This is a genomic window from Achromobacter ruhlandii, from assembly GCF_902859695.1.
Lineage (GTDB): Bacteria > Pseudomonadota > Gammaproteobacteria > Burkholderiales > Burkholderiaceae_B > Achromobacter > Achromobacter ruhlandii.
On sequence record NZ_CADIJL010000001.1, the window covers coordinates 415,161 to 435,284 of the forward strand.

Here is a 20,124-nt window from a genome sequence, read left to right on the forward strand (position 1 = left end):
GAGCCGCTGACGGACTCAGGCTTCGCGGATGCGTTGGGCGATGTGTTCCAGCGCCTCTTCCACCTGGTCGACCAGGATCAGGCAGAGATCGCCCGCATTCAGGCGCGCCAATGCCTTGTCGATCGCCAGGAATTCGCCGTGGATCTCTTCGATGTGGCGGGCGCGGCTGGCGTTGACCAGGCCTTGCTGCAGCAGCGCCAGCACTTCGCCGTCGGCGCGGCCGCGCTGGCATTGGTCCTGGTACAGCAGCACGTCGTCGAAGGCCTCGCCGAGGATCTCGGTCTGCATGCGGATGTCTTCATCGCGCCGGTCGCCGGCGCCGCTGATGACCACCGAGCGGCGCTTGGCGGGCATGGCATCGACCGCGCGCACCAGGGCCTGGATGGCATCGGGGTTGTGGCCGTAGTCCGCGATCACGGTGGCGCCGCGGTAGTCGAACACGTTGAAGCGGCCGGGCGCGGTCTGGGCGTCGTTGACGAAAGTCGCCAGGGCCCGGCGGACGATGCTCCAGTCCAGGTTCAGCGCCCAGGCCGCGGCGATCGAGGCCATGGCGTTTTCGACCTGGAAGACGATGGTGCCATTGCGCGTGAGCGGAATCTCGGCCAGCGGGAACCGGGTTTCCTCGCTGCCCTGGGCCGCGACGATGGCGTCGCCATCACGATAGACCACGCGCAGCCCCTGGGCCCGGTGCGTCGCCATGATCGGATGGTTGCGATCCTCGGCGAAGTAGGTGACTGAACCGGGGCAGCTGGAGGCCATCTCCGCCACGATGGGGTCGGCGGCGTTGAGCACGGCGGTGCCGCTCGGATGCACGTGTTGCACGATGACGCGCTTGACCACGGCCAGGTCCTCGACGGTGCTGATGTAGCCCAGGCCGAGGTGGTCGCCCATGCCGATGTTGGTGACGATGGCGACGTTGCAGCGATCGAAGGCGAGGCCTTCGCGCAGGATGCCGCCCCGCGCGGTTTCGAACACCGCCGCATCGACGTCCGGATGCATCAGCACGCTGCGGGCGCTGCGCGGGCCGCTGCAGTCGCCGGTGTCGATGCGCAGGTTGTCGACGTAGACGCCGTCGGAGTTGGTCATGCCGACGCGGTTGCCGGCCACGCCGAGGATATGGGCGGTCAGGCGCACGGTGGTGGTCTTGCCGTTGGTGCCGGCCACCGCCACCAGCGGAATGCGGCCGTCCTCGCCGTCGGCGAACATGTTGGCGATGATGGCTTCGCCCACGGCGCGGCCCTTGCCGAACGAGGGGTTCAGGTGCATGCGCAGGCCGGGCGCGGCGTTGACTTCGACCACGCCGCCGTTCTGCTCTTCGAGCGGGTAGTGCACGCTTTCGGCCACCACGTCTACGCCGCAGATGTCCAGGCCGATCATGCGCGCGGCCGAAACGGCGCGCGCCGCCATCTCCGGATGGACCTCGTCCGTGACGTCCGTTGCCGATCCGCCCGTGCTGAGGTTGGCGTTGTTGCGCAGGAAGATCAGGGTGCCCGGCGCGGGCACGGACTCGGCATCGAAGCCTTGTTTTTTCAGCGTCGCGAGCGCGATGTCGTCGAAGCGGATCTTGGTCAGCGAGGTGGCGTGGCCATCGCCCCGCAGCGGGTCGGCGTTGACCTGCTCGACCAGCTGGCGGATGGTGTGCACGCCGTCGCCGGTGACCTGCGGCGGATCGCGGCGCGAGGCCGCGACCAGCGCGCCGCCTACCACCAGCAGGCGGAAGTCGTGGCCGGGAATGTAGCGCTCGACGATGACTTCGGAACTGATTTCCTCGGCCACTTCAAAAGCCTGGATCACGCGTTCACGCGTCTCGATATTGACCGCCACCCCGCGGCCCTGGCTGCCATCGCGCGGCTTGACCACGACCGGGCCGCCCAGTTCCTGGGCCGCGGCCCAGGCGTCTTCTGCGGTGGTGACCGAGCGGCCCAGCGGCACCGGCACGCCGGCGGCGTCCAGCAGCATCTTGGTCAGGTCCTTGTCCTGCGCGATCGATTCGGAGATGGCGCTGGTCAGGTCGGTCTCGGCGGCCTGGATGCGGCGCTGCTTGCTGCCCCAGCCGAACTGCACCATGCTGCCTTGTGTCAGGCGGCGGTACGGGATGTTGCGGGCGGTGGCGGCGTTGACGATGGCGCCGGTGCTGGGGCCCAGGCGCACGTCTTCGTCCAGTTCGCGCAGGCGCTTGAGGGCGTCGGCCAGGTCGAACGGCGTGTCGTCCAGCGCGGCCTGCACCAGCTGCTGCGCCAGATCCATGGCGAGACGGCCGACTTCTTCTTCGCTGTATTCCACCACCACCTGGAACACGCCGGGTTCGATGGTGGACGAGGCGCGGCCGAAGGTGACGGGGCAGCCGGCGTAGGCCTGCAGCGTCAACGCGACGATCTGCAGCACGTGCGCGATGGACACCGCGCCCTGGTGGCCCTCGGGGCGCAGCAGGCCGGTCTGGGGCAGGCGCGCGCGCAGGCGGGCTTCAAAGTCGGGCAGGTTGTCGATCGAGCATTCGGCGTCGGCGCACGACACGATGGCTTCGATCGCGGTGTTCTTGCTCCACAGATTGGGGCCGCGCAGCGCTCGGATACGGGAAACTTCCATGGCAGGTATTCCTGTCTAGCTTAGGCGCGCCGCGGCGATGAGCGCGGCGCGCGGTGATGTCAGTGTTGCTGGATCCAGCGGCGGACGAGATCGATGGTGGGGCCGGAAAATGCTTCGTCGGATTGCAGCAGCACGAAGTCGCCCGCGGCGATGCCGGACAGCTGGCTCTCGATGGCCTTGCCGTGGTCTGGCTCGTCGATGATCTGCTTGACGCGGCTGCCTTGCTCCAGCCCCCGGCGCAGCAGCGCGCGCGCCTGGCCGGCGGGACGCTTGCTGGTGACGGTGGTGTCGTCGTACAGCACGACGCGGTCGAAGGCGTCGCCCAGCAGCTTGCCCTGTTCGATCAGGTCCACGTCGCGGCGGTCGGCGCCGGCCGAATAGACGGCGGCGCTGGTGGTCGACGGGAACTGGTCGATGGCGGTGATCAGCGGACGCAGCGCGGAGGCGTTGTGGACGTCGTCCACCACCACGGTACTGCCGTTGCGTTCGAACAGCGTGAACTGCCAGGGCGCGTCGGCCTGGTCGATGTCGAAGGTCTCGATGCCGGCGCGGATCAGCTCGACGGGGATGTCGAGCGCCCAGGCGGCGCCGACCGCGGCCAGCACGTTCTCGACCTGGAAGGCGACGCGGCCGCCATGCGTCAGCGGGATCGCGGCGACGTCGGCCAGGCGTTCTTCGTGCGCGCCCCGCGCCAGCACGATGGCGCCGTCGCGCACGAACACCGCGCGGCCCTCCTGTTGCAGGTGGGCGGTGATGGCGGGCAGGGCGGGATCGATGCCGAAGAAGATCACGGCGCCGTCGGACAGCTCGGCCATTTCGACCACGCGCGGGTCGCGCGCATTGAGCACGGCGGCGCCGGTCGGCAGCACCACGTCGACCTGGGTGCGGAACACATTGAACATGCGCTCCGTTTCGTTGATGTCGAAATCGCCGAGGTGGTCGGCGTCGTCGATGTTGGTGACCACGCCGACCTGGCAGCGGTCGTAGGCCAGGCCCTGGCCGAGGATGACGCCGCTGTCGTTCTCGATGACGGCGGCGTCGACGTTGCGGTTCATCAGCACGCGAGTGCCGGACGCGAAATCGGCGCGGTCGCCCTTCTGCACCAGGCGGCGGTCGAGGTACAGGCCTTCGCTGCAGGCCAGGCCGGTGCGCTTGCCGGACAGGTGCAGCAGGCGCGCCACCAGGCGCGCGACCACGGTCTTGCCGTTGGTGCCGGTGACGCCGACGATCGGGATGCGGCCGGCATCGCCTTCGGGGAACAGGTGGTCGACAATGGCGCGGCCGACCGGGCGCGGGGTGCCGTCGGCAGGCTTGAGGTGCATCAGCAGGCCGGGGCCGGCATTGACCTCGACAATGGCGCCGCGCTGTTCGTCCAGCGGTCGCGAAATGTCCTCGGCCACCAGGTCGACACCGGCGATGTCCAGGCCGACCACGCGGGCCGCCAGGGTCACGGTAGCGGCGACGCTGGGGTGCACGCGGTCGGTGACGTCGAAGGCGACGTTGCCGCTGCGCTGCACCAGCACGCGCTGGCCGTCGGCCGGCACGCTGTCTTCCGACAGGCCCTGGCGGGCGATCTCGAGGCGCGCGGCCGAATCCAGCCGCACCGGATTGAGCGGATGGTTTTCGGTGCGGCCGCGGCGCGGGTCGGTGTTGATCTGGCTGTCGATCAGTTCGGTGATGGTGGACTTGCCGTCGCCCGTGACCCAGGCCGGCTCGCCGGCGGCGGCGGCCACCATGCGGTTGCCGACCACCAGCAGGCGGTGTTCGTTGCCGAGCACGAAGCGCTCGACGATGACGCCGCTGCCTTCGTCGACCGCGACGCGGTAGGCGGAAACCACTTCCTCGCGCGTGGTCAGGTTGGTGAATACGCCGCGGCCGTGGTTGCCGTCATACGGCTTGACCACCACCGGCAGGCCGATGTCCTCGGCGGCCGACCAGGCGTCGTCCTCGCTGTCGACCAGACGGCCTTCCGGCACCGGCACGCCGCAGGTCGAGAGCAGTTCCTTGGTCAGGTCCTTGTCGCGCGAAATGCCTTCGGCGATGGCGCTGGTGCGGTCGGTCTCGGCCGTCCAGATGCGGCGCTGGCGCGAGCCGTAGCCGAACTGCACCAGGTTGCCTTCGAACAGGCGGATGTAGGGGATGTCGCGGTCATCGGCGGCATCGACGATGCAGGCGGTGCTGGGGCCCAGGCAGTGCTTGTCGACCAGCCGGCGCAGGCGCGCCACGGCGGCGTCGACGTCGAACGGACGGTCTTCGATCGCGGCCATCACCAGGTCGCGGCCTTCGTTCAGGGCGGTGCGGGTGACCTGTTCCTGCCAGGCGCGCACGACGACTTTATACACGCCGCGGGTGGAGGTTTCACGGGCCTTGCCGAAGCCGCCGCGCAGGCCGGCCAGGTTCTGCAGCTCAAGGGTGACATGTTCGAGAATGTGGCCGGGCCAGGTGCCTTCCTTGACGCGGGACAGGAAGCCGCCGCGCACGCCCGGGCTGCAGCGGTGCTCGATCAGGGTCGGCAGCCAGGCAGTCAGCCGTTCGTAGAAGCCGGGGATCGTGTTGGAGGGGTAGTCCTCCAGCTCGCCGATATCCACCCACGCCTCAAGTACCGGACGGTACGTCCAAATGTTCGGGCCGCGCAAAGCCACGACATCGAGGAATTCAATGTCTTTCTTTTTCATGTTTTAATTTACTTGAGAAGCAGGTTGGCACGCGCGGACGCCCCTATGCAAGACCGCGAATTTATTGGGGTTGCGCCTTAAGAATAATGCCAACGAGTGGGGGATCCCAGATATTCCTAATTAGAAAAATCGGCTGATACTATACGACGCCTTCAAAGGCGTGAACTCGTTGTGTTGTAAGGAAGGGACACGTTGCCGGCCTCGGGCCGGCAGCCCGTCGCCGCCTTGTAGGGCAGAGTCCTGGCCCGGTATGCGTTCTAATGAAAAAACCACACCTGCTTTCCGGCCTAGCCGAAGCCTTTCCCGCCCGCTGGCGGGATGACATCCGCGCGGAACTCGCGCAGGATGAGACTCTGCTGGCCTGGCTCGAAATAGACCTGGACCAGCGGCTGAAGTTCCAGCCCGGGTTGGTCGCGGTCACCGACCGCCGCCTGATCGCCCGCAATCCGGCCGATACCGGCTGGGAATCCTGGGCCTACGGTCCCCAACTGTCCCTGAATCTTTCCGACCACGCTGGCGCCGCCGTGCTGGAATTGCACGACGACAGCGCGCGCCTGGGCATCTGGCGCTTCACGCTGGCCTGCAACCCGGCGGCGCTGCGGCTGCTGGGTCAGTTCGAGGCCCAGCAGGCGATCCGCCTGTCCGGCCAGCCGCAAGCCGAGGCGGGCGAGCGCCAGTGCACCATTTGCAACAACGCCATTCCCGCGGGCCAGGACGAATGCCCCACCTGCAACCAGGAACAGGCGGCGCCGTCCACCACCTGGGCGCTGCTGCGCCTGTGGCGTTTCGCGCGGCCCTACCGCCTGCCGTTGCTGGCCGGTTTCCTGCTGACCCTGATGGGGACGGCGGCGGCCCTGGTGCCGCCGTACCTGACCATGCCGCTGATGGACGACGTGCTGATCCCGTTCCAGAACGGCGCGCCCATCGACTACAGCAAGGTTCGCCTGTACCTGGGCGGGCTGCTCGGTTCGGCCTTCCTGGCCTGGGGACTGGGCTGGGCCCGCACCTACATCCTGGCCTGGGTCAGCGAGCGCATCGGCGCCGACCTGCGCACCACCACGTATGAACACCTGCAGCAGCTGTCGCTGGAGTATTTCGGCGGCAAGCGCACTGGCGACCTGATTTCCCGCATCGGCAGCGAGACCGATCGCATCTGCGTGTTCCTGTCGCTGCACCTGCTGGACTTCGCCAACGACATCCTGATGATCGCCATGACCGCCGCGATCCTGGTGTCGATCAATCCGTGGCTGGCGCTGGTCACGCTGGTGCCGCTGCCGTTCATCATCTGGATGATCCACGCGGTGCGCGACCGCCTGCGCCATGGCTTCGAGAAGGTCGACCGGATCTGGTCGGAGATCACCAACGTGCTGGCCGATACCATTCCCGGCATTCGCGTGGTCAAGGCGTTTGCCCAGGAAAAGCGCGAAGTGGCGCGCTTTCGCGAGGCCAACAACCGCAACCTGGAAGTGAACGACCGGGTCAATACCACGTGGTCGCTGTTTTCGCCCACCGTCACGCTGCTGACCGAGGTCGGGCTGCTGGTGGTGTGGATCTTCGGCATCTGGCAGGTCTCGCAGAAGCAGATCACGGTCGGGGTGCTGGCGGCGTTCCTGGCGTACATCGGGCGCTTCTACACGCGGCTGGATTCGATGAGCCGCATTGTGTCGGTGACGCAGAAGGCGGCCGCCGGCGCCAAGCGCATCTTCGACATCCTGGACCACGTTTCGAGCGTGCCGGAGCCGCAGAACCCGGCCAAGCTGCCGCAGATCAATGGCCGCATCGAATTGCGCGACGTCGGCTTCCGCTACGGCAACCGCCAGGTCATCCGCGGCCTGGACCTGAGCATCGCGCCCGGCGAAATGATCGGCCTGGTGGGGCATAGCGGTTCGGGCAAGAGCACCCTGATCAACCTGATCTGCCGCTTCTACGACGTGTCGGAAGGCGCGATCCTGGTGGACGGCGCCGACATCCGCTCGGTGCGGGTGGCGGATTACCGCCGCAACATCGGGCTGGTGCTGCAGGAACCTTTCCTGTTCTTCGGCACCATCGCCGAGAACATCGCCTACGGCAAGCCCAACGCCACCCGCGACGAGATCGTGGCCGCCGCGCGCGCCGCCCATGCCCATGAATTCATCCTGCGTCTGCCGCATGGCTACGACTCGCTGGTCGGCGAGCGCGGCCAGGCGCTGTCCGGCGGCGAGCGCCAGCGCATCTCGATCGCGCGCGCGCTGCTGATCGACCCGCGCATCCTGATCCTGGATGAAGCCACCTCGTCGGTGGACACCACCACCGAGAAGGAAATCCAGAAGGCGCTCGACAACCTGGTGCGCGGCCGCACCACCATCGCCATCGCCCACCGCCTGAGCACCTTGCGCAAGGCCGACCGGCTGGTGGTGCTGGACCGTGGCCAGATCGTCGAGCAGGGGCCGCACGAGGATCTGATGGCGCGCGAGGGCGCCTACTACCGGCTGTACCAGGCGCAGGCGCGCCAGAATGAGGCGGACGCGCAGTCCTCCGGCAGCGAAGACATGGCCGCCGTGGCCTGAGCGAGATAACCGTCATGACGCTTCCCGTTTTTCAGCTGCGACGCAATGCGTTCGGGCGTTTGGTGTTCCAGGGCGCCGACGGCGTCGCGCACGAAGGCGTGATTCCGGTGCGGGCCTTTCCGATCAGCGAGGCCGATCGCGGGCTGTCGCTGGTGACCGGAGAAGGCCGCGAGCTGCTGTGGATCGAAAGGCTGGCCGACGTGCCCGCCGCCGAGCGCGCGCTGATCGAAGAAGAACTGGCCGGGCGTGAATTCATGCCCGAGATCCGCAAGCTCGCCAGCGTGTCGACCTTCGCCACGCCCAGCGTCTGGAAGGTGGAGACCGACCGCGGGGCCACCAGCTTCACGTTGCGGGGCGAGGAGGACATCCGCCGCCTGAGCCCGCAGACGCTGCTGATCGCCGACAGCCACGGCATTTTCTACCTGGTGCGCGATATCCTGTCGCTCGACAAGCACAGCCGCAAGCTGCTGGATCGCTTCCTCTGACCGGTCAGTCCGGGGCCGCGCGCTTGAATGGCGTGTGGGCCTCGAGTTCGCCCAGGTAATCGTCCACGGCGGCGGTTTCCTCATCCAGAAAATGCTGGATCGCTGCCGCGAAGCGCGCGTCGGCGACCCAGTGCGCCGACCAGGTGGGCGTGGGCAGCAGCCCGCGCGCCATTTTGTGTTCCCCTTGCGCGCCGCCCTCGAAGCGCGTCATGCCATGGGCAATGCAATAGGCGATGGCCTGCAGGTAGCAGGTTTCGAAATGCAGCCCCGGCACGTATTCCGTCGCGCCCCAATAGCGCCCGTACAGCGTGTCGCCGCCCGCCAGGTTCAGGGCGGCGGCCACCGGCTGGCCGTCGCGCTCGGCCAGGATGAGCACGAAGGCATCGGGCTGGTCGCGATAGGCGCGCAGGAAGAACTCGCGGCTCAGGTAGGGCGGATTGCCGTGGTTGAAGTAGGTATGGCAATAGCACTGGTAGAAAAAATCCAGGTCGGCCGCCTCGATCTGCCCGCCGCGCAGCCAGCGGAACGCCAGCCCGGCCTGCGCCACCTTCTTGCGGTCCTGGCGGATCTTCTTGCGCTTGTCGTGGCTCATCGTGGCCAGGAAGGCGTCGAAGTCGGCGTAACCCGGGTTGGTCCAGTGGAACTGGACGCTTTCGCGCACCATGAAACCGGCCTCGCGCAAAGCGCGCAGATCGGCCGCGGCGGGAAACAGCAGGTGCAGCGAGGACACCTGGATCTCTTCGGCGAAGGCCACCAGCCCGCGCACCAGCGTATCGCGGTCTTCGTCGCTGGCGGCCAGCAGGCGCGGGCCCGAGACCGGGGTGAACGGCACGGCCGCCAGCAGCTTGGGATAGTAGCGCAGGCCATGGCGCTCGAAGGCGTCGGCCCAGGCGTAGTCGAATACGTACTCGCCGCGCGAATGCGATTTCAGATAGAGCGGCACGGCGCCGGCCAGCGCGGCGCCGCGCCACAGCATCAGGTAGTGCGGCGACCAGCCGGTGCGCGGCGCCGCGCAGCCGCTGTCGTGCAGGGCGTGCAGGAAGGCGTGCCGCAGGAACGGCTGGTCGCCGGCCAGCGCGTCCCACTGGCTGGCGTCGACGCGGGCAAGGTCGGTCTCGATGGTCAGGCGGAGCGGCGAATCCATGGACGAATGATAAAGTCTTCGTTGGCGCGTGGCGCACCGCGCCCGATGAGTGCGCAGGGTTATTGTCTTGCGGGCGGCGCGGGGTCGCCACGCAGCGGAAATTCTCATGGACAGCAATTCGATCCTTTCCCCGGGCGGGAGCGGCCCGGACGGCGGCGCGGCCTGCCTGCGGGCGCAGGCGCTGCAAGCGCTGGCCGCCACCGGCTGGGCGGACAAGCTGGCGCGGGTGCGCGCCATCGGCGCCGATGCGCCGCTGGATGGCGCGCGGCGCTACGTCGCGCATGCCGCCCTGCCGGGGCGGCCCGCCGCGCCCGCGCTGGTATCGCCGGCCGAGGTGCCGCAGCGTTCCATGGCCACGCTCGAGGGCCGCGCCGCGCTGCTGCACGCCTTGGCGCATATCGAGTTCAACGCGGTGAACCTGGCGCTGGATATTCTCTGGCGCTTCGCGGGGATGCCGGATGCCTTCTACCGCGACTGGTTGCGCGTGGCGCATGAAGAGGCCAGCCATTTCGAACTGCTGAACCGGCGCCTGGCCGACCTGGGGTACGCCTATGGCGATTTTCCCGGCCACAACGGCTTGTGGGAAATGGCCGAGCGCACCTGTGACGACCTGCTGGCGCGGCTGGCGCTGGTGCCGCGCACACTGGAGGCGCGCGGGCTGGATGCTTCGCCGCTGATCCGCAACAAGCTGGCGGGCGCCGGTGATGCGCAGAGCGCGGCCATTGTCGACATCATCCTGCGCGACGAGATCGGCCATGTGGCGATCGGCAATCATTGGTACAAGCATCTTTGCGCCGAGCAGGGCAGGGAGCCCGTGGCCTGCTATGCCGAACTGGCCGCGCGCTACAAGGCGCCACGCCTGCGCGGACCCTTTAACCTGCAGGCGCGGCGCGCCGCCGGCTTCGACGAGGCCGAGCTGGCCGCGTTGCTGGCTTGAGGACGCACGCGCATGGAAATCGTGATCGATGCGCTGCTGACGGGCGCGGTGCGCCCGCTGGGCGATTCCGGCCGCGACAGCGGCATCGACAAGCATCCGGCGGCCGCGCCGCTGTGGCTCGGCGCGCACGGGCTGCGCGGCGATGAACAGGCCGACCGGCGCTTCCACGGCGGCCCCGAGAAGGCGCTGCACCACTACGCGCGGGAACACTATGCGGCCTGGCTGCGCGACCTGGGTGAACGCGCCGTGTTGCGTGCGCCGGGCGCGTTTGGCGAGAACCTTTCCACCACGGGCATGACCGAGCATGACGTCTGCGTCGGCGACACCTATGCCGTGGGCCAGGCCCTGATCCAGGTGTCGCAGGCGCGCCAGCCGTGCTGGAAGCTGAACCACCGTTTCGACCACGCCGGCATGTCGGCCCGGGTGCAGGCCAGCGGCAGGACCGGTTGGTACTACCGCGTGCTGCGCGAGGGCTGGCTGGCGCCGGGCGATACGCTGTCGCTGCGTGACCGGCCCTATCCCCAATGGACGCTGGCCCGCATCCAGGACGTTCTCAACCGCCGGGTGCTGGACGTGCCCACGCTGACCGAGCTGGCCGCGCTGCCGGCGCTGTCTCCCAACTGGCGCGCGCTGTTCGAGAAGCGCGCCAGGCTGGGCCAGGTCGAAGACTGGCAACGGCGCCTGCAAGGCGACGCGGCCGATCCCTCCACAGGAACCTCCACGACATGAAAATCCGCTACACCGCGTCCCTGGCGGTCTTCGCCCTGGCGCTGTCCAGCGGCGCCGCGCAGGCCGCGGACGCCTTCGCGACCTGCCTGGCGGGCCTGCGCGCGCCCGCGGCCAAGGCCGGCGTGTCCGGCGCCACGTTCGACAGGCACACCGCCAGCCTGGCGCCCGACATGGCGGTGATCGGCCTGCTTGATGCCCAGCCCGAATTCAAGACGCCGATCTGGGATTACATGGCGGCCCTGGTCGATGACGAGCGTGTCGCCGACGGCAAGGACAGCATCGCGCGCTGGCGCGCCGAGCTCGATCGCGCCGCCTCGCGCTACGGCGTGGATCCCGCCACCATCGCGGCGGTGTGGGGCGTGGAGAGCAATTACGGCCGTACCCTGGGCGGACGGCCGCTGCTGACGTCGTTGTCGACGCTGTCGTGCTTCGGCCGCCGCCAGGCGTATTTTCGCGGCGAGTTCTACGCCACGCTCAAGATCATCCAGGACGAGCATATCGATCCGGACAAGCTCAAGGGCTCGTGGGCCGGGGCCTTTGGCCAGACCCAGTTCATGCCGTCCACCTATCTGCGGCTGGCGGTGGATTTCGACGGCGACGGCCGGCGCGATCTGATCGACAGCGTGCCGGACGCGCTGGCGTCCACGGCCAATTTCCTCAAGCGCGCCGGTTGGAACAGCGGGCTGGACTGGGGCTACGAGGTCAGGCTGCCGCCCGGCCTGGGCACCGCCGGCGCGGGACGCAAGAACAAGCGCCCGCTGGCATTCTGGCGCGGCCAGGGCGTGACGCGCGCCGATGGCACGCCGCTGCCGCCGGGCGAGACGCCGGCCGGCCTGCTGCTGCCGGCCGGCCCCCAGGGGCCGGCCTTCCTGGTGACGCGCAACTTCGACGCGCTCTACTCGTACAACGCGGCCGAGAGCTACGCGCTGGCGATCGCGCACCTGTCCGATCGCCTGCGCGGCGGCGGGCCGCTGGCGCAGGCCTGGCCAACTGACGATCCGGGCCTGTCGCGGGCCGAGCGGCGCGAGCTGCAGCGGCTGCTGATTGCCCGTGGCTATGAACTGGGCGAACCCGATGGCATGATTGGTGAGCGCACCCGCGAGGCCTTGCGCGCGGCGCAGCGCGCGCTGGGCCTGCCCGCCGACGGCCGCGCCGGCCAGAAGGCATTGCAGGCGCTGCGCGGCGCGGGCTGAGGCGCAGGCCAGTCCGCGGCAAAGGACAAGTTTTGCAAAGATCGGGGCCGGTATCCGTTGGATGACGGTGTCCGCGGCGCCATGGGCCTATACTGGATTTCCGATTTTCCTGGAGTACGGCGATGAGTCTATTGGATACCTTGGCCTCGATGGCCGGAGGCGGTCAGCAAGGGGGCTCGGCCTCGTTGCTGCCGGCCCTGATCGAACAACTGAACAAATACCCGGGCGGCCTGTCGGGCCTGATCGCCAGCTTCCAGCAGGGCGGCCTGGGGGAAATCGTCGCATCGTGGATTGGCAAGGGCCAGAACCTGCCGGTCAGCGCCGACCAGCTCGGCCAGGTGCTGGATCCGGGCGTGGTCAACGAACTGGCCGCCAAGACCGGCCAGGACACCGGTTCGGTGCTGGGCTCGCTGTCCTCGCTGTTGCCGCAACTGATCGACAAGGCCACGCCCGAAGGCGCCGTCCAGCCGGGCCAGTCCTTCAACCCGACCGACCTGCTGGCATCGCTGTCGGGCCTGTTCGGCAATCGCGGCTGATTCCGGCAAGGATTGTTCCCCTGACGCGCCCGCGGCTTCAATCCCTCGCGCGCCGCCGCCTGCTGCAGGCGGCGGCGCTGGGCGCGCTCATCCCGCTGGCGGCCTGTGCGCCGCCCATCTCGCTGAATGCGACTTTCCTGCAACTGTGGCTCAGCCACCGGGACCTGACGCGTGACGAATGGCGCCGCCGCCTCGCCGCTTGCCGGCGGCTGGGCTGCCGCGAGCTGTTCCTGCAGTGGGTCGGCCTGGAAGGCGGCCGGCCGGATGACTGGATGGCGCCGCCATCGATGCTGGACATCATCTTCGAGGAAGCCGACCACAACGGCCTGGGTGTGCACGTGGGCCTGCCCTATGACCAGCGCTGGTGGAACGTGCTGGCCGCGCCCGACGACACGGCGCTGGCGTCCTACCTGGACCATACCCGCGACCGTGGCGTGGCCTACATGCGCACCGCCGCCTGGCCCAAGCGCCGCAATTTCCGCGGCTGGTACGTGCCGTACGAGCTGGAGCAATACAACTGGGCCCGGCCCGAGCGCCAGGCGCTGCTGGTGCCGTGGCTGGACGCTTTCACCCGCGCCTCGCTGGCCAGTTGTCATCGCATTCCGTCCATTTCGACCTACCACAGCCGGCTTGCCGGCGACGGCTCGTTGATGCAGCTATGGTCGCGGGTGCTGGACGCGGTGCGCATCCACCCCATGATCCAGGACGGCGTGGGCGTGGCGGGCCTGGCCAACTACCGGGCGCTGGAGCCGCTGCACGACATGCTGCTCAAGCGCCGCGCCTCGTTCGACCTGATCATGGAGCTGTTCGAGGAACTGCCCTCGGGCAGCACGGACGGCACCACGTTCAAGGCGCGTTCCGCCGATTTCGGCCGGGTCAAGCAGCAGTGGGATGTGGCGCGCGGCTATGGCGCCAAGCGCATCGTGGCATTCACGATGGACCCGTGGGTGATCGGCGATACGCCCGAGGCCCGCGCGCTCAGGGATGCCTGGATGGCGGCGCGCGTCTGAGCCCGCGGGCGCTCAGAGGAAGCTGCGGCCGATGATTTCCCGCATGATTTCGCTGGTGCCGCCGAAGATGCGCAGCGCGCGCGCATCGACCCAGGCGCGGCCGATGCCGTATTCGGCCATGTAGCCATAGCCGCCGTACAGCTGCAGCAGGTCGTCCAGCACCGCGCCCTGCATTTCGGTGGCGTTGAGCTTGGCGATGGCGGCGCTGGTGGCGTCGAGTTCACCCGCCATGTGGCGCGCCAGGCAATCGTCCAGGAACACCCGCAGCATGGTGCTCTGGGCGCGCGCGCTGGCCAGCTTGAAGCGCGAGTTCTGGTAGTCGAACACCCGGCGGCCGAATACCTTGCGGTTGCGGGTGTATTCGGCGGCCTCGTCCAGCATGCCCTCGAGCGAGGCCCCGGCGCGCAGTGCGATCGCCAGGCGTTCGCGCGCGAGTTCCTGCGTCAGGTATTCGAAAGCGCCATTTTCCTGGCCCAGCAGGCAATCGGCGGGCAGGCGCACGTCATCGAAGTACAGCTCGCAGGTGTCCTGGCAGTGCTGGCCGATCTTGTTCAAGGCCGCGCCCTTGGTGTAGCCGGGCAGGTTTTCCTCGACGCAGAACAGCGACAGGCCGCGCGCGCCGAGGTCGGGGTCGGTGCTGGCCAGCACGATCGCCAGGCCGGCGTTGACGCCGTTGGTGATGAAGGTCTTCTGGCCGTTCAGGATGTAGTGGTCGCCCTCACGGCGGGCACGCGTGCGCACCGCCTTCAGGTCGCTGCCCGCGTCGGGTTCGGTCAGGGCGATGGCGCCGATGATGTCGCCGCGTGTCATGGCGGGCAGCCAGCGTTCCTTTTGCGCGGTCGTGCCGAAGGCGTTCAGATAGGGCGCGACCATGTCGGAATGGATCGAGAAGCCGATGCCCAGGAAATTGGCGCGCGCCAGTTCCTCGATCACCACGACGGCATGGCCGAAGTCGCCGCCGAGCCCGTAGGGCTCGGGCAGGGCGCAGTTGAGCAGGCCTTCCTCGCCGGCGCGGCGCCACAGCGCGCGCGGCACGATGCCGGCCTTTTCCCACTCGGCGTAGTGTGGCGCGATCTCCTCGGCGACGAAGCGCCGCACCTGGTCGCGAAAGAGTTCGTGGTCGTCCCGGAATACGCGGCGCATGCGGCCTCCTTACTTGCTATAGGGGTCGGTGGCGCTGGTCTGGCCGTGCAGCGTGGGCGCGGTGGCGCTGCCGGTGAGGAACAGGCTGTAGTGGTCGCCAGGCTGCAGGGCCGGCAGCGCCAGCGAGGGCGACAGCACCGTGCCGCAGCCGGCCGCCAGCGTGGCGCTGACCGGGTTGATGGCCCGCGCCGCCGAGGCGCCCGGTTTGATGTCCTGGAACAGCACGGGCCCGGTCGGGCTGACTTCGAGCCTGGCGCCGGGGCAAGCGGCCGCCAGGTTGTAGAAACGCAGTTCGGCCTTGAGCGCGTCCTGCGCGCCGTTGCTGTCGTCGATCGCCACATAGGTCACGTTGACGCCGTCGCGGCGCACCACCAGCGAAGTGAACGTATCCGGCTTGACCTGCAGGCTGGCGGCCGGCTTGCCGTCGATCAGCAGGTTGAACGGCTGGTTGCCCTTGACGATGGCGTAGGTGCTGGCGGGCTGGGTCGGGCTGATCTCCTGCGACGGGCCGTTGGCGATCTGCACGCGCACGGGGCCGGTTTCGGGATTGATGACGCGCACGAACGACGAGCCCGCCGGAGGGCGGGCGGCATACAGTTGGGCGAGCACGCCTTCGGCCTGGGTGGCGCCAGCGGCGGTGGCCAATGCCAGCGCCAATGCCATGGCGGGGAAAGGGATGCGACGGGTCATGCTTGCGGCTCCGGTTTCTTGCTGAGGCGGGCGTCGAGGTACATGCGCTCGAGCTGTTTGCGGTCCGCCTTGTCGGTGCTGGTCGTCGGGAAGCGATGGCAGGCTATCAGCTCGGACGGGATCATGTAGGGGGGCAGCCGGCGGCCCAGTACGGCCTTCCAGTCGGCCAGCGTCGCGGGCAGGGGCTGCAGGCCCTCGGGGCCGGCTTCGGCCGGTTCGACGAATCCTATGAGACGGATGATAGCGCCATCGGGCCGCCGCAGCGCGACGGTGGCCCCGGCGCGCGCGCCCGGCAGGGCGGCGACGGCGGCGTCGATCTCGGCCAGTTCGATGCGGTAGCCGTGCAGCTTGATCTGATCGTCGATGCGGCCGCGGAACGTCACCAGCCCGCGCGCGTCGATGTCGCCGAGGTCGCCGCTGCGGTACCCGCGCTTGCCGTTGCGCGTGAACATGCGCGAGGCATTCAGGTCAGGACGGTTGAGGTAACCGCGCATGACGTGGTCGCCGGCGATGCTGATCTCGCCGTTCTCGATGAAGACCTCGGCATACGGCTTGGCGCGGCCGATGGGGAAGGGGTTGGGCGCCTCGGCGCGCAGGGCCCGGTCGATCTCGACCCAGGTGGTGGAGCAGGTCGCCTCGGTGGGGCCGTACGAATTGATGATGCGCACATCGGGAAAGCGCTGCCATAGCTCCTCGGCCAGCGTCGGCGTGAGCGACTCGGCGCCGAACACGAAGACGCGCAGCCGCGGCAGATGGGCGTGGTCGAAGTCCGGGTTGAACAGCTGCTGGCGCACGAACGACGGGGTCGAGGCCCAGACATTGATGTGCGTGTCGGCCAGATATTGCACGAAGCGGTCGCGCTGGGCGATGGTCTCGCGCGGACACAGGACGCAGGCGCCCCCCAGTTCCAGCGCGCCGACCCAGTTGAACAGCGAGAAGTCGAAGCTGAACAGCATCTGGTCCATGAATGCGGGCGCCGCGCCCAGGTCCAGGCAGTCGCGGATCCAGCCGGCGAAGAGGCTGACGCTTTCGCGTCCGATCTGCACGCCCTTTGGATCGCCCGTGCTGCCGGAGGTGAACATGATGTAGGCCAGGCCGGCCTCGGCCAGCGGCGCGGGGCTGGCGCAGCCGGCGGCGAAGGTGCGGGCCTGGGCGTCATAGCGAAGGCCGGCGCGCACCAGTTCGCCGATGCGGGCGATGCGTTCGGGCGGGTTGATGACGTCGACCGGCACGAAAGGCACCCGCAACCGCAGGCAGCCCAGGATCGCCACCAGGAAGGCCGCTTCCTTGTGGCCGGAAATCACCAATGGCACGCCGGCGGTGACGCCGGCGCGCAAGGCTTCCTGCTCCCAGGCCAGCGTGGCGGCCCGCAGCGCGCCCCAGGTCAGCGCGCCCTGCGCGTCGACCACCGCGATGGCATCGGCGCCGACGGCCGTGTCGGCGAAATCGTAGGCATTGAAATCGAAACGCATGGTGCTGCCCCCAGGAGAATCGTCAGGCGCGGGCGCGCTCCGCGATGAACGTGGCCAGCGTGTGCACCGATTCCAGGTGCACGTCGATCTCGGTCGGCGGGATCTTGCAGCCGAACTGGCGTTCCACCGCCAGCGCCACGTCCACGGCGGCCAGCGAGTCCACCAGGCCGGAATCGATCAGCAGGGTGTCGGGATCGACTTTGGTGAGGATGATGCCTTCGATGAGGTCGGCCACCTTGGTTTCGATTTCTTTGATGTCCATCGCGTACTCCGCGACCGCGTCGCGGTCAGAATTGGAAATAGAGGAACCGGGTTTCCTTGTGCAGGTTAACCAGGCAGAAGAACAGCAGCGCCAGCATCACGCCCAGCCAGGCCAGGTTGGGGCGCCAGCGCATCCAGGGCGAGGGCGCTTCCTGGGGCTTGAACAGCGCGGGCGAGTAACGGCCCAGGATCTGGTGCGCGTTCGGCGCGAACCAGGCGATGCCCAGCAGCACCACAGCATAGATCAACTGCAGGTGATGGCCGACCAGCACGCGCCAGGCATCGCCCCAGGCCAGGCCGCTGACGTGGGTGGCCAGGTCCAGCGTTTCCACGCCGCGCAGCCCGATCATGCCCTGCATCAGCAGCATGGCGTCGCCGACGCCGTGGGCGCGGAAGAAGGCCTGCGCCACCAGCACCGCCACAAAGGTCAGCAGCACGCAGGCGGCACGCTTGACCACGTTCAGGTTGCGCGCGGCGGCGGGCTTGCGGCCGACCACGAAGATGCGCCAGGCGTGGTTCACCGACAGGTACATGGCATGGAGCAGGCCGAACACCAGGAACTGGAAACCGGCGCCGTGCCACACGCCCGCCAGCGCCATCGTGAACAGCGTCGGGGTGACGATGCTGGCCAGGAAGCCGCCCGCCGTGGCCACGCCCTGGGCGCCGACCGGCAGGTTGCGGTCGGTGCGCCACTTCGAGACGGCCATGGCCACCGGATAGTAGAGATAGGCGGTCAGGTAGCGCGTCAGCGTCATATGCCAGCGGGCCCAGAACTCGATGATGCTGCCGGCCTTGTAGGGCGAGTTGAAGTTCAGCGGGAAGCGGATGCCGAACATCTTGGCCAGGCCCAGCGCCATGTCCGAATAGCCGGAGAAGTCGAAATACAGCTGCAAGGCGTAGCACAGGCTGGCGCCCCACGAGCCCCAGAACTGCAACTCGCCCGGCGCGGCGAAACCGGCGTCGGCGTAGGGCGCGATACCGTCGGCCAGCAGCACCTTCTTGGCCAGTCCGATCACGAACAGCATCCCGCCCACCGACAGGTTCTCGGCCTTGAAGCGGTAATTCTCGGGTTGCGCGAACTGCGGCATCATCTCCTTGTGATGCAGAATCGGGCCGGCGATCAGATGCGGGAAGAAGGTCACGAACAACACGTAGCTGAGCAGGCTGCGTTCCTTGACCACGCCGGCGCGGCAATCCAGCAGATAGCCGATCTGCGTGAAGGTGAAGAACGAAATGCCCAGCGGCAGGATGATCGCGTCCATGGTCGAACTGGTCATGCCCAGGTCGGTCAGGAAATTGAGCAGCGTGGCAAAGTACTTGTAGTGGAACAGCAGCGCCAGGTCGGCGCCCACGCCCAGGCCCGTGATCAGCCCCTGCAGCTTCGGCCGCGCCGCCGTGTGCAGGATCAGCAGGCTGACCAGGAAGTTGAAGGCGATCGAGCCCGCCAGCAGCACCACGAATTGCGGATTCCACCAGCCGTAGAACACGAAGGACGTCAGGCACAGCCACAGCGCCGCCAGCCGCAGGTTGAAGCGGCCCGCGCCGTAGTACACGGCCAGCGTGACGGGCAGGAAGATCAGCAGGAACAGATAAGAGTTGAATAGCATCTCGGGTCAGGGCAGTCGGGCCAGCACGGATTTTTCGTCGTCGGTCAGCGGCAGCGACAGCGCCATTTCCGAAAACTCCCAGATCACCAGCTTCAGGCTCTTGGGCCATTGCTCGCGCTGCTTGAGCGCCACCAGCAAAGCCCCGGAAAACTGCCCGCCATCCAGGCTCAGGTTCCAGACCTCGCGGCCCAGCCCCATGCCCAGCCGCTCGGCGAAATTGCTGCGACGGCCGTTGGAGCTGCCGGCCAGCAACACTTCCACCGGTGGCGTGTCGTCGAGCAGCCCGCCGCCGCGCACCGGTTCGATCTTCTGCGGCGCGGCCAGGTCCAGCTCGGGACGCCAGCCAGGCCGCGCCTGTTCCAGCCCGGCCAGCACGATCAGGTCGCCCATGCGCGGCCGCGGCGCGCCCGCCGGATCTTCCTTGAAGGCCTGGGCGCCCGCGCCGCCCAGCAGCGGCAGCGCGGCTTGCGCCACGCGCGCGGCGGCGGCCTGCGCGCCGGTGGCGTTCATGTGCACGTCTGTGCGGAAGTAGCGCGGCGCCTCGGCCTGCGCCAGGGCATCGCGCAGATCGACGAACGGCACGCCCTGCGCGCGCAGCGCGGCCTGCCAGTCGTCCAGCGTGCGTCGCATCGGCAACGATACGGTCTGGCCGCACAGGTGATCGGCCTCGATGCGAGATTTGTCGGGCACGGCGACCACCAGCACCTGCACCTGACGCTGGCGCAGTTGGTCGACCCAGTGGCGCATCAGGCGCAGGCGTTCGTTGAATACATGCACACCGGGTTGCGGGCGCAGGCCATCACGATAGAACAGCCATTGCGGGCAGCCCATCGCGACCTGGTCGCCCAGGTCACCGAGCACACGGTAGCGGATCGCCGCGTTCCAGGTGTTGACCGCGCCCTGCGCCGGCAGGCGCAGCGACTGGTTCAACGCGGTCCCCGCGGTGCCGTTCATCCAGGCGGCGGGCGCGACATCGGCGGCGCTCAGCCTGGCCTGCGCCAGGCACCAGGCGCCCCAGCCCAGGCCGAGCGCCAGCAGCACGCCGATCACGATCGCGTTGCGCCGATGGCCCGATTCGGGCGGCGCGGTCTTCTCCGCTTGCGCCACGGC

The 20,124-nt window shown here is 68.4% G+C and carries 16 protein-coding genes; 7 read left to right on the forward strand and 9 right to left on the reverse strand.

Features of this window, described 5'->3' with window-relative positions; genetic code table 11:
• Positions 1 to 15: 15 nt before the first annotated feature.
• Positions 16 to 2,586 carry a cyanophycin synthetase gene (cphA, locus tag HV742_RS01845; RefSeq protein ID WP_063581201.1) on the reverse strand — a complete coding sequence of 857 codons (2,571 nt, stop codon included), beginning with the start codon at positions 2,584 to 2,586 and terminating at the stop codon, positions 16 to 18.
• A gap of 59 nt (positions 2,587 to 2,645) precedes the next feature.
• Positions 2,646 to 5,261, reverse strand: a complete 2,616-nt coding sequence (gene cphA, locus HV742_RS01850) for a cyanophycin synthetase (RefSeq protein ID WP_175144346.1) — start codon at positions 5,259 to 5,261, stop codon at positions 2,646 to 2,648.
• A gap of 260 nt (positions 5,262 to 5,521) precedes the next feature.
• Here cphA (HV742_RS01850) and HV742_RS01855 point away from each other — a divergent pair, with 260 nt between their 5' ends.
• Both HV742_RS01855 and HV742_RS01860 read left to right on the forward strand, forming a co-directional pair.
• Positions 5,522 to 7,807, forward strand: coding sequence for a cyanophycin metabolism-associated ABC transporter (locus HV742_RS01855; protein ID WP_175144347.1), 2,286 nt, complete (start codon positions 5,522 to 5,524; stop codon positions 7,805 to 7,807).
• Between the two features lie 14 nt (positions 7,808 to 7,821).
• Positions 7,822 to 8,292, forward strand: coding sequence for a cyanophycin metabolism-associated DUF1854 family protein (locus tag HV742_RS01860; protein ID WP_049072299.1), 471 nt, complete (start codon positions 7,822 to 7,824; stop codon positions 8,290 to 8,292).
• A gap of 4 nt (positions 8,293 to 8,296) precedes the next feature.
• Here HV742_RS01860 and HV742_RS01865 read toward each other — a convergent pair whose 3' ends face one another.
• Entirely contained in the window at positions 8,297 to 9,436 is a 1,140-nt protein-coding gene (locus HV742_RS01865) for a GNAT family N-acetyltransferase (RefSeq protein WP_175144348.1), read from the reverse strand.
• A gap of 106 nt (positions 9,437 to 9,542) precedes the next feature.
• On the opposite strand from HV742_RS01865, the gene HV742_RS01870 reads away from it, so the two are divergent.
• The 5 genes from HV742_RS01870 (at position 9,543) to HV742_RS01890 (ending at position 13,841) form a co-directional block, all read left to right on the forward strand.
• On the forward strand, positions 9,543 to 10,373 hold the full coding sequence (locus HV742_RS01870) for a ferritin-like domain-containing protein (protein ID WP_049072301.1): 831 nt from the start codon (positions 9,543 to 9,545) through the stop codon (positions 10,371 to 10,373).
• Positions 10,374 to 10,385: 12 nt separating this feature from the next.
• Complete coding sequence (locus tag HV742_RS01875) at positions 10,386 to 11,102, forward strand: MOSC domain-containing protein (protein ID WP_175144349.1); 717 nt, start codon at positions 10,386 to 10,388, stop codon at positions 11,100 to 11,102.
• Positions 11,099 to 12,295 carry a lytic murein transglycosylase gene (locus HV742_RS01880; RefSeq protein WP_144419091.1) on the forward strand — a complete coding sequence of 399 codons (1,197 nt, stop codon included), beginning with the start codon at positions 11,099 to 11,101 and terminating at the stop codon, positions 12,293 to 12,295. Before HV742_RS01875 ends, HV742_RS01880 begins: the two co-directional genes overlap by 4 nt.
• Positions 12,296 to 12,417: 122 nt before the next feature.
• Complete coding sequence (locus HV742_RS01885) at positions 12,418 to 12,831, forward strand: YidB family protein (protein WP_049072304.1); 414 nt, start codon at positions 12,418 to 12,420, stop codon at positions 12,829 to 12,831.
• 143 nt (positions 12,832 to 12,974) lie between these two features.
• The gene (locus tag HV742_RS01890) at positions 12,975 to 13,841 is read left to right on the forward strand and encodes a DUF4434 domain-containing protein (protein ID WP_269449565.1); all 867 of its coding nucleotides are present in this window, start codon (positions 12,975 to 12,977) and stop codon (positions 13,839 to 13,841) included.
• Between the two features lie 12 nt (positions 13,842 to 13,853).
• On the opposite strand, the gene HV742_RS01895 is transcribed toward HV742_RS01890, so the two are convergent.
• Genes HV742_RS01895 through HV742_RS01920 form a run of 6 tightly spaced genes read right to left on the reverse strand, consistent with a single transcriptional unit; the run spans position 13,854 to position 20,121 of the window.
• Complete coding sequence (locus HV742_RS01895) at positions 13,854 to 14,984, reverse strand: acyl-CoA dehydrogenase family protein (RefSeq protein ID WP_054416832.1); 1,131 nt, start codon at positions 14,982 to 14,984, stop codon at positions 13,854 to 13,856.
• Between the two features lie 9 nt (positions 14,985 to 14,993).
• Entirely contained in the window at positions 14,994 to 15,674 is a 681-nt protein-coding gene (locus HV742_RS01900; RefSeq protein ID WP_054416833.1) for an alginate O-acetyltransferase AlgF, read from the reverse strand.
• Positions 15,671 to 17,146: an AMP-binding protein gene (locus HV742_RS01905; RefSeq protein WP_175144350.1), complete on the reverse strand. Its 1,476-nt coding sequence runs from the start codon at positions 17,144 to 17,146 to the stop codon at positions 15,671 to 15,673. The genes HV742_RS01900 and HV742_RS01905 overlap by 4 nt, the downstream gene beginning before the upstream one ends.
• Before the next feature lie 22 nt (positions 17,147 to 17,168).
• Positions 17,169 to 17,408 carry an acyl carrier protein gene (locus tag HV742_RS01910; RefSeq protein WP_049072309.1) on the reverse strand — a complete coding sequence of 80 codons (240 nt, stop codon included), beginning with the start codon at positions 17,406 to 17,408 and terminating at the stop codon, positions 17,169 to 17,171.
• Positions 17,409 to 17,433: 25 nt separating this feature from the next.
• On the reverse strand, positions 17,434 to 19,014 hold the full coding sequence (locus HV742_RS01915) for an MBOAT family O-acyltransferase (RefSeq protein ID WP_063581207.1): 1,581 nt from the start codon (positions 19,012 to 19,014) through the stop codon (positions 17,434 to 17,436).
• A 6-nt stretch (positions 19,015 to 19,020) separates the two neighbouring features.
• Positions 19,021 to 20,121, reverse strand: a complete 1,101-nt coding sequence (locus HV742_RS01920; RefSeq protein ID WP_175144351.1) for an alginate O-acetyltransferase AlgX-related protein — start codon at positions 20,119 to 20,121, stop codon at positions 19,021 to 19,023.
• Between the last annotated feature and the right edge of the window lie 3 nt (positions 20,122 to 20,124).

Coding starts and splice junctions, on each gene's coding strand:
- HV742_RS01875 (WP_175144349.1), top strand. CDS start 10,386: ATGGAAATCGTGATCGATGCGCTGCTGACGGGCGCGGTGCGCCCGCTG.
- HV742_RS01885 (WP_049072304.1), top strand. CDS start 12,418: ATGAGTCTATTGGATACCTTGGCCTCGATGGCCGGAGGCGGTCAGCAA.
- cphA (WP_063581201.1), bottom strand. CDS start 2,586: ATGGAAGTTTCCCGTATCCGAGCGCTGCGCGGCCCCAATCTGTGGAGC.
- HV742_RS01855 (WP_175144347.1), top strand. CDS start 5,522: ATGAAAAAACCACACCTGCTTTCCGGCCTAGCCGAAGCCTTTCCCGCC.
- HV742_RS01900 (WP_054416833.1), bottom strand. CDS start 15,674: ATGACCCGTCGCATCCCTTTCCCCGCCATGGCATTGGCGCTGGCATTG.
- cphA (WP_175144346.1), bottom strand. CDS start 5,261: ATGAAAAAGAAAGACATTGAATTCCTCGATGTCGTGGCTTTGCGCGGC.
- HV742_RS01860 (WP_049072299.1), top strand. CDS start 7,822: ATGACGCTTCCCGTTTTTCAGCTGCGACGCAATGCGTTCGGGCGTTTG.
- HV742_RS01895 (WP_054416832.1), bottom strand. CDS start 14,984: ATGCGCCGCGTATTCCGGGACGACCACGAACTCTTTCGCGACCAGGTG.
- HV742_RS01915 (WP_063581207.1), bottom strand. CDS start 19,014: ATGCTATTCAACTCTTATCTGTTCCTGCTGATCTTCCTGCCCGTCACG.
- HV742_RS01905 (WP_175144350.1), bottom strand. CDS start 17,146: ATGCGTTTCGATTTCAATGCCTACGATTTCGCCGACACGGCCGTCGGC.
- HV742_RS01870 (WP_049072301.1), top strand. CDS start 9,543: ATGGACAGCAATTCGATCCTTTCCCCGGGCGGGAGCGGCCCGGACGGC.
- HV742_RS01865 (WP_175144348.1), bottom strand. CDS start 9,436: ATGGATTCGCCGCTCCGCCTGACCATCGAGACCGACCTTGCCCGCGTC.
- HV742_RS01910 (WP_049072309.1), bottom strand. CDS start 17,408: ATGGACATCAAAGAAATCGAAACCAAGGTGGCCGACCTCATCGAAGGC.
- HV742_RS01880 (WP_144419091.1), top strand. CDS start 11,099: ATGAAAATCCGCTACACCGCGTCCCTGGCGGTCTTCGCCCTGGCGCTG.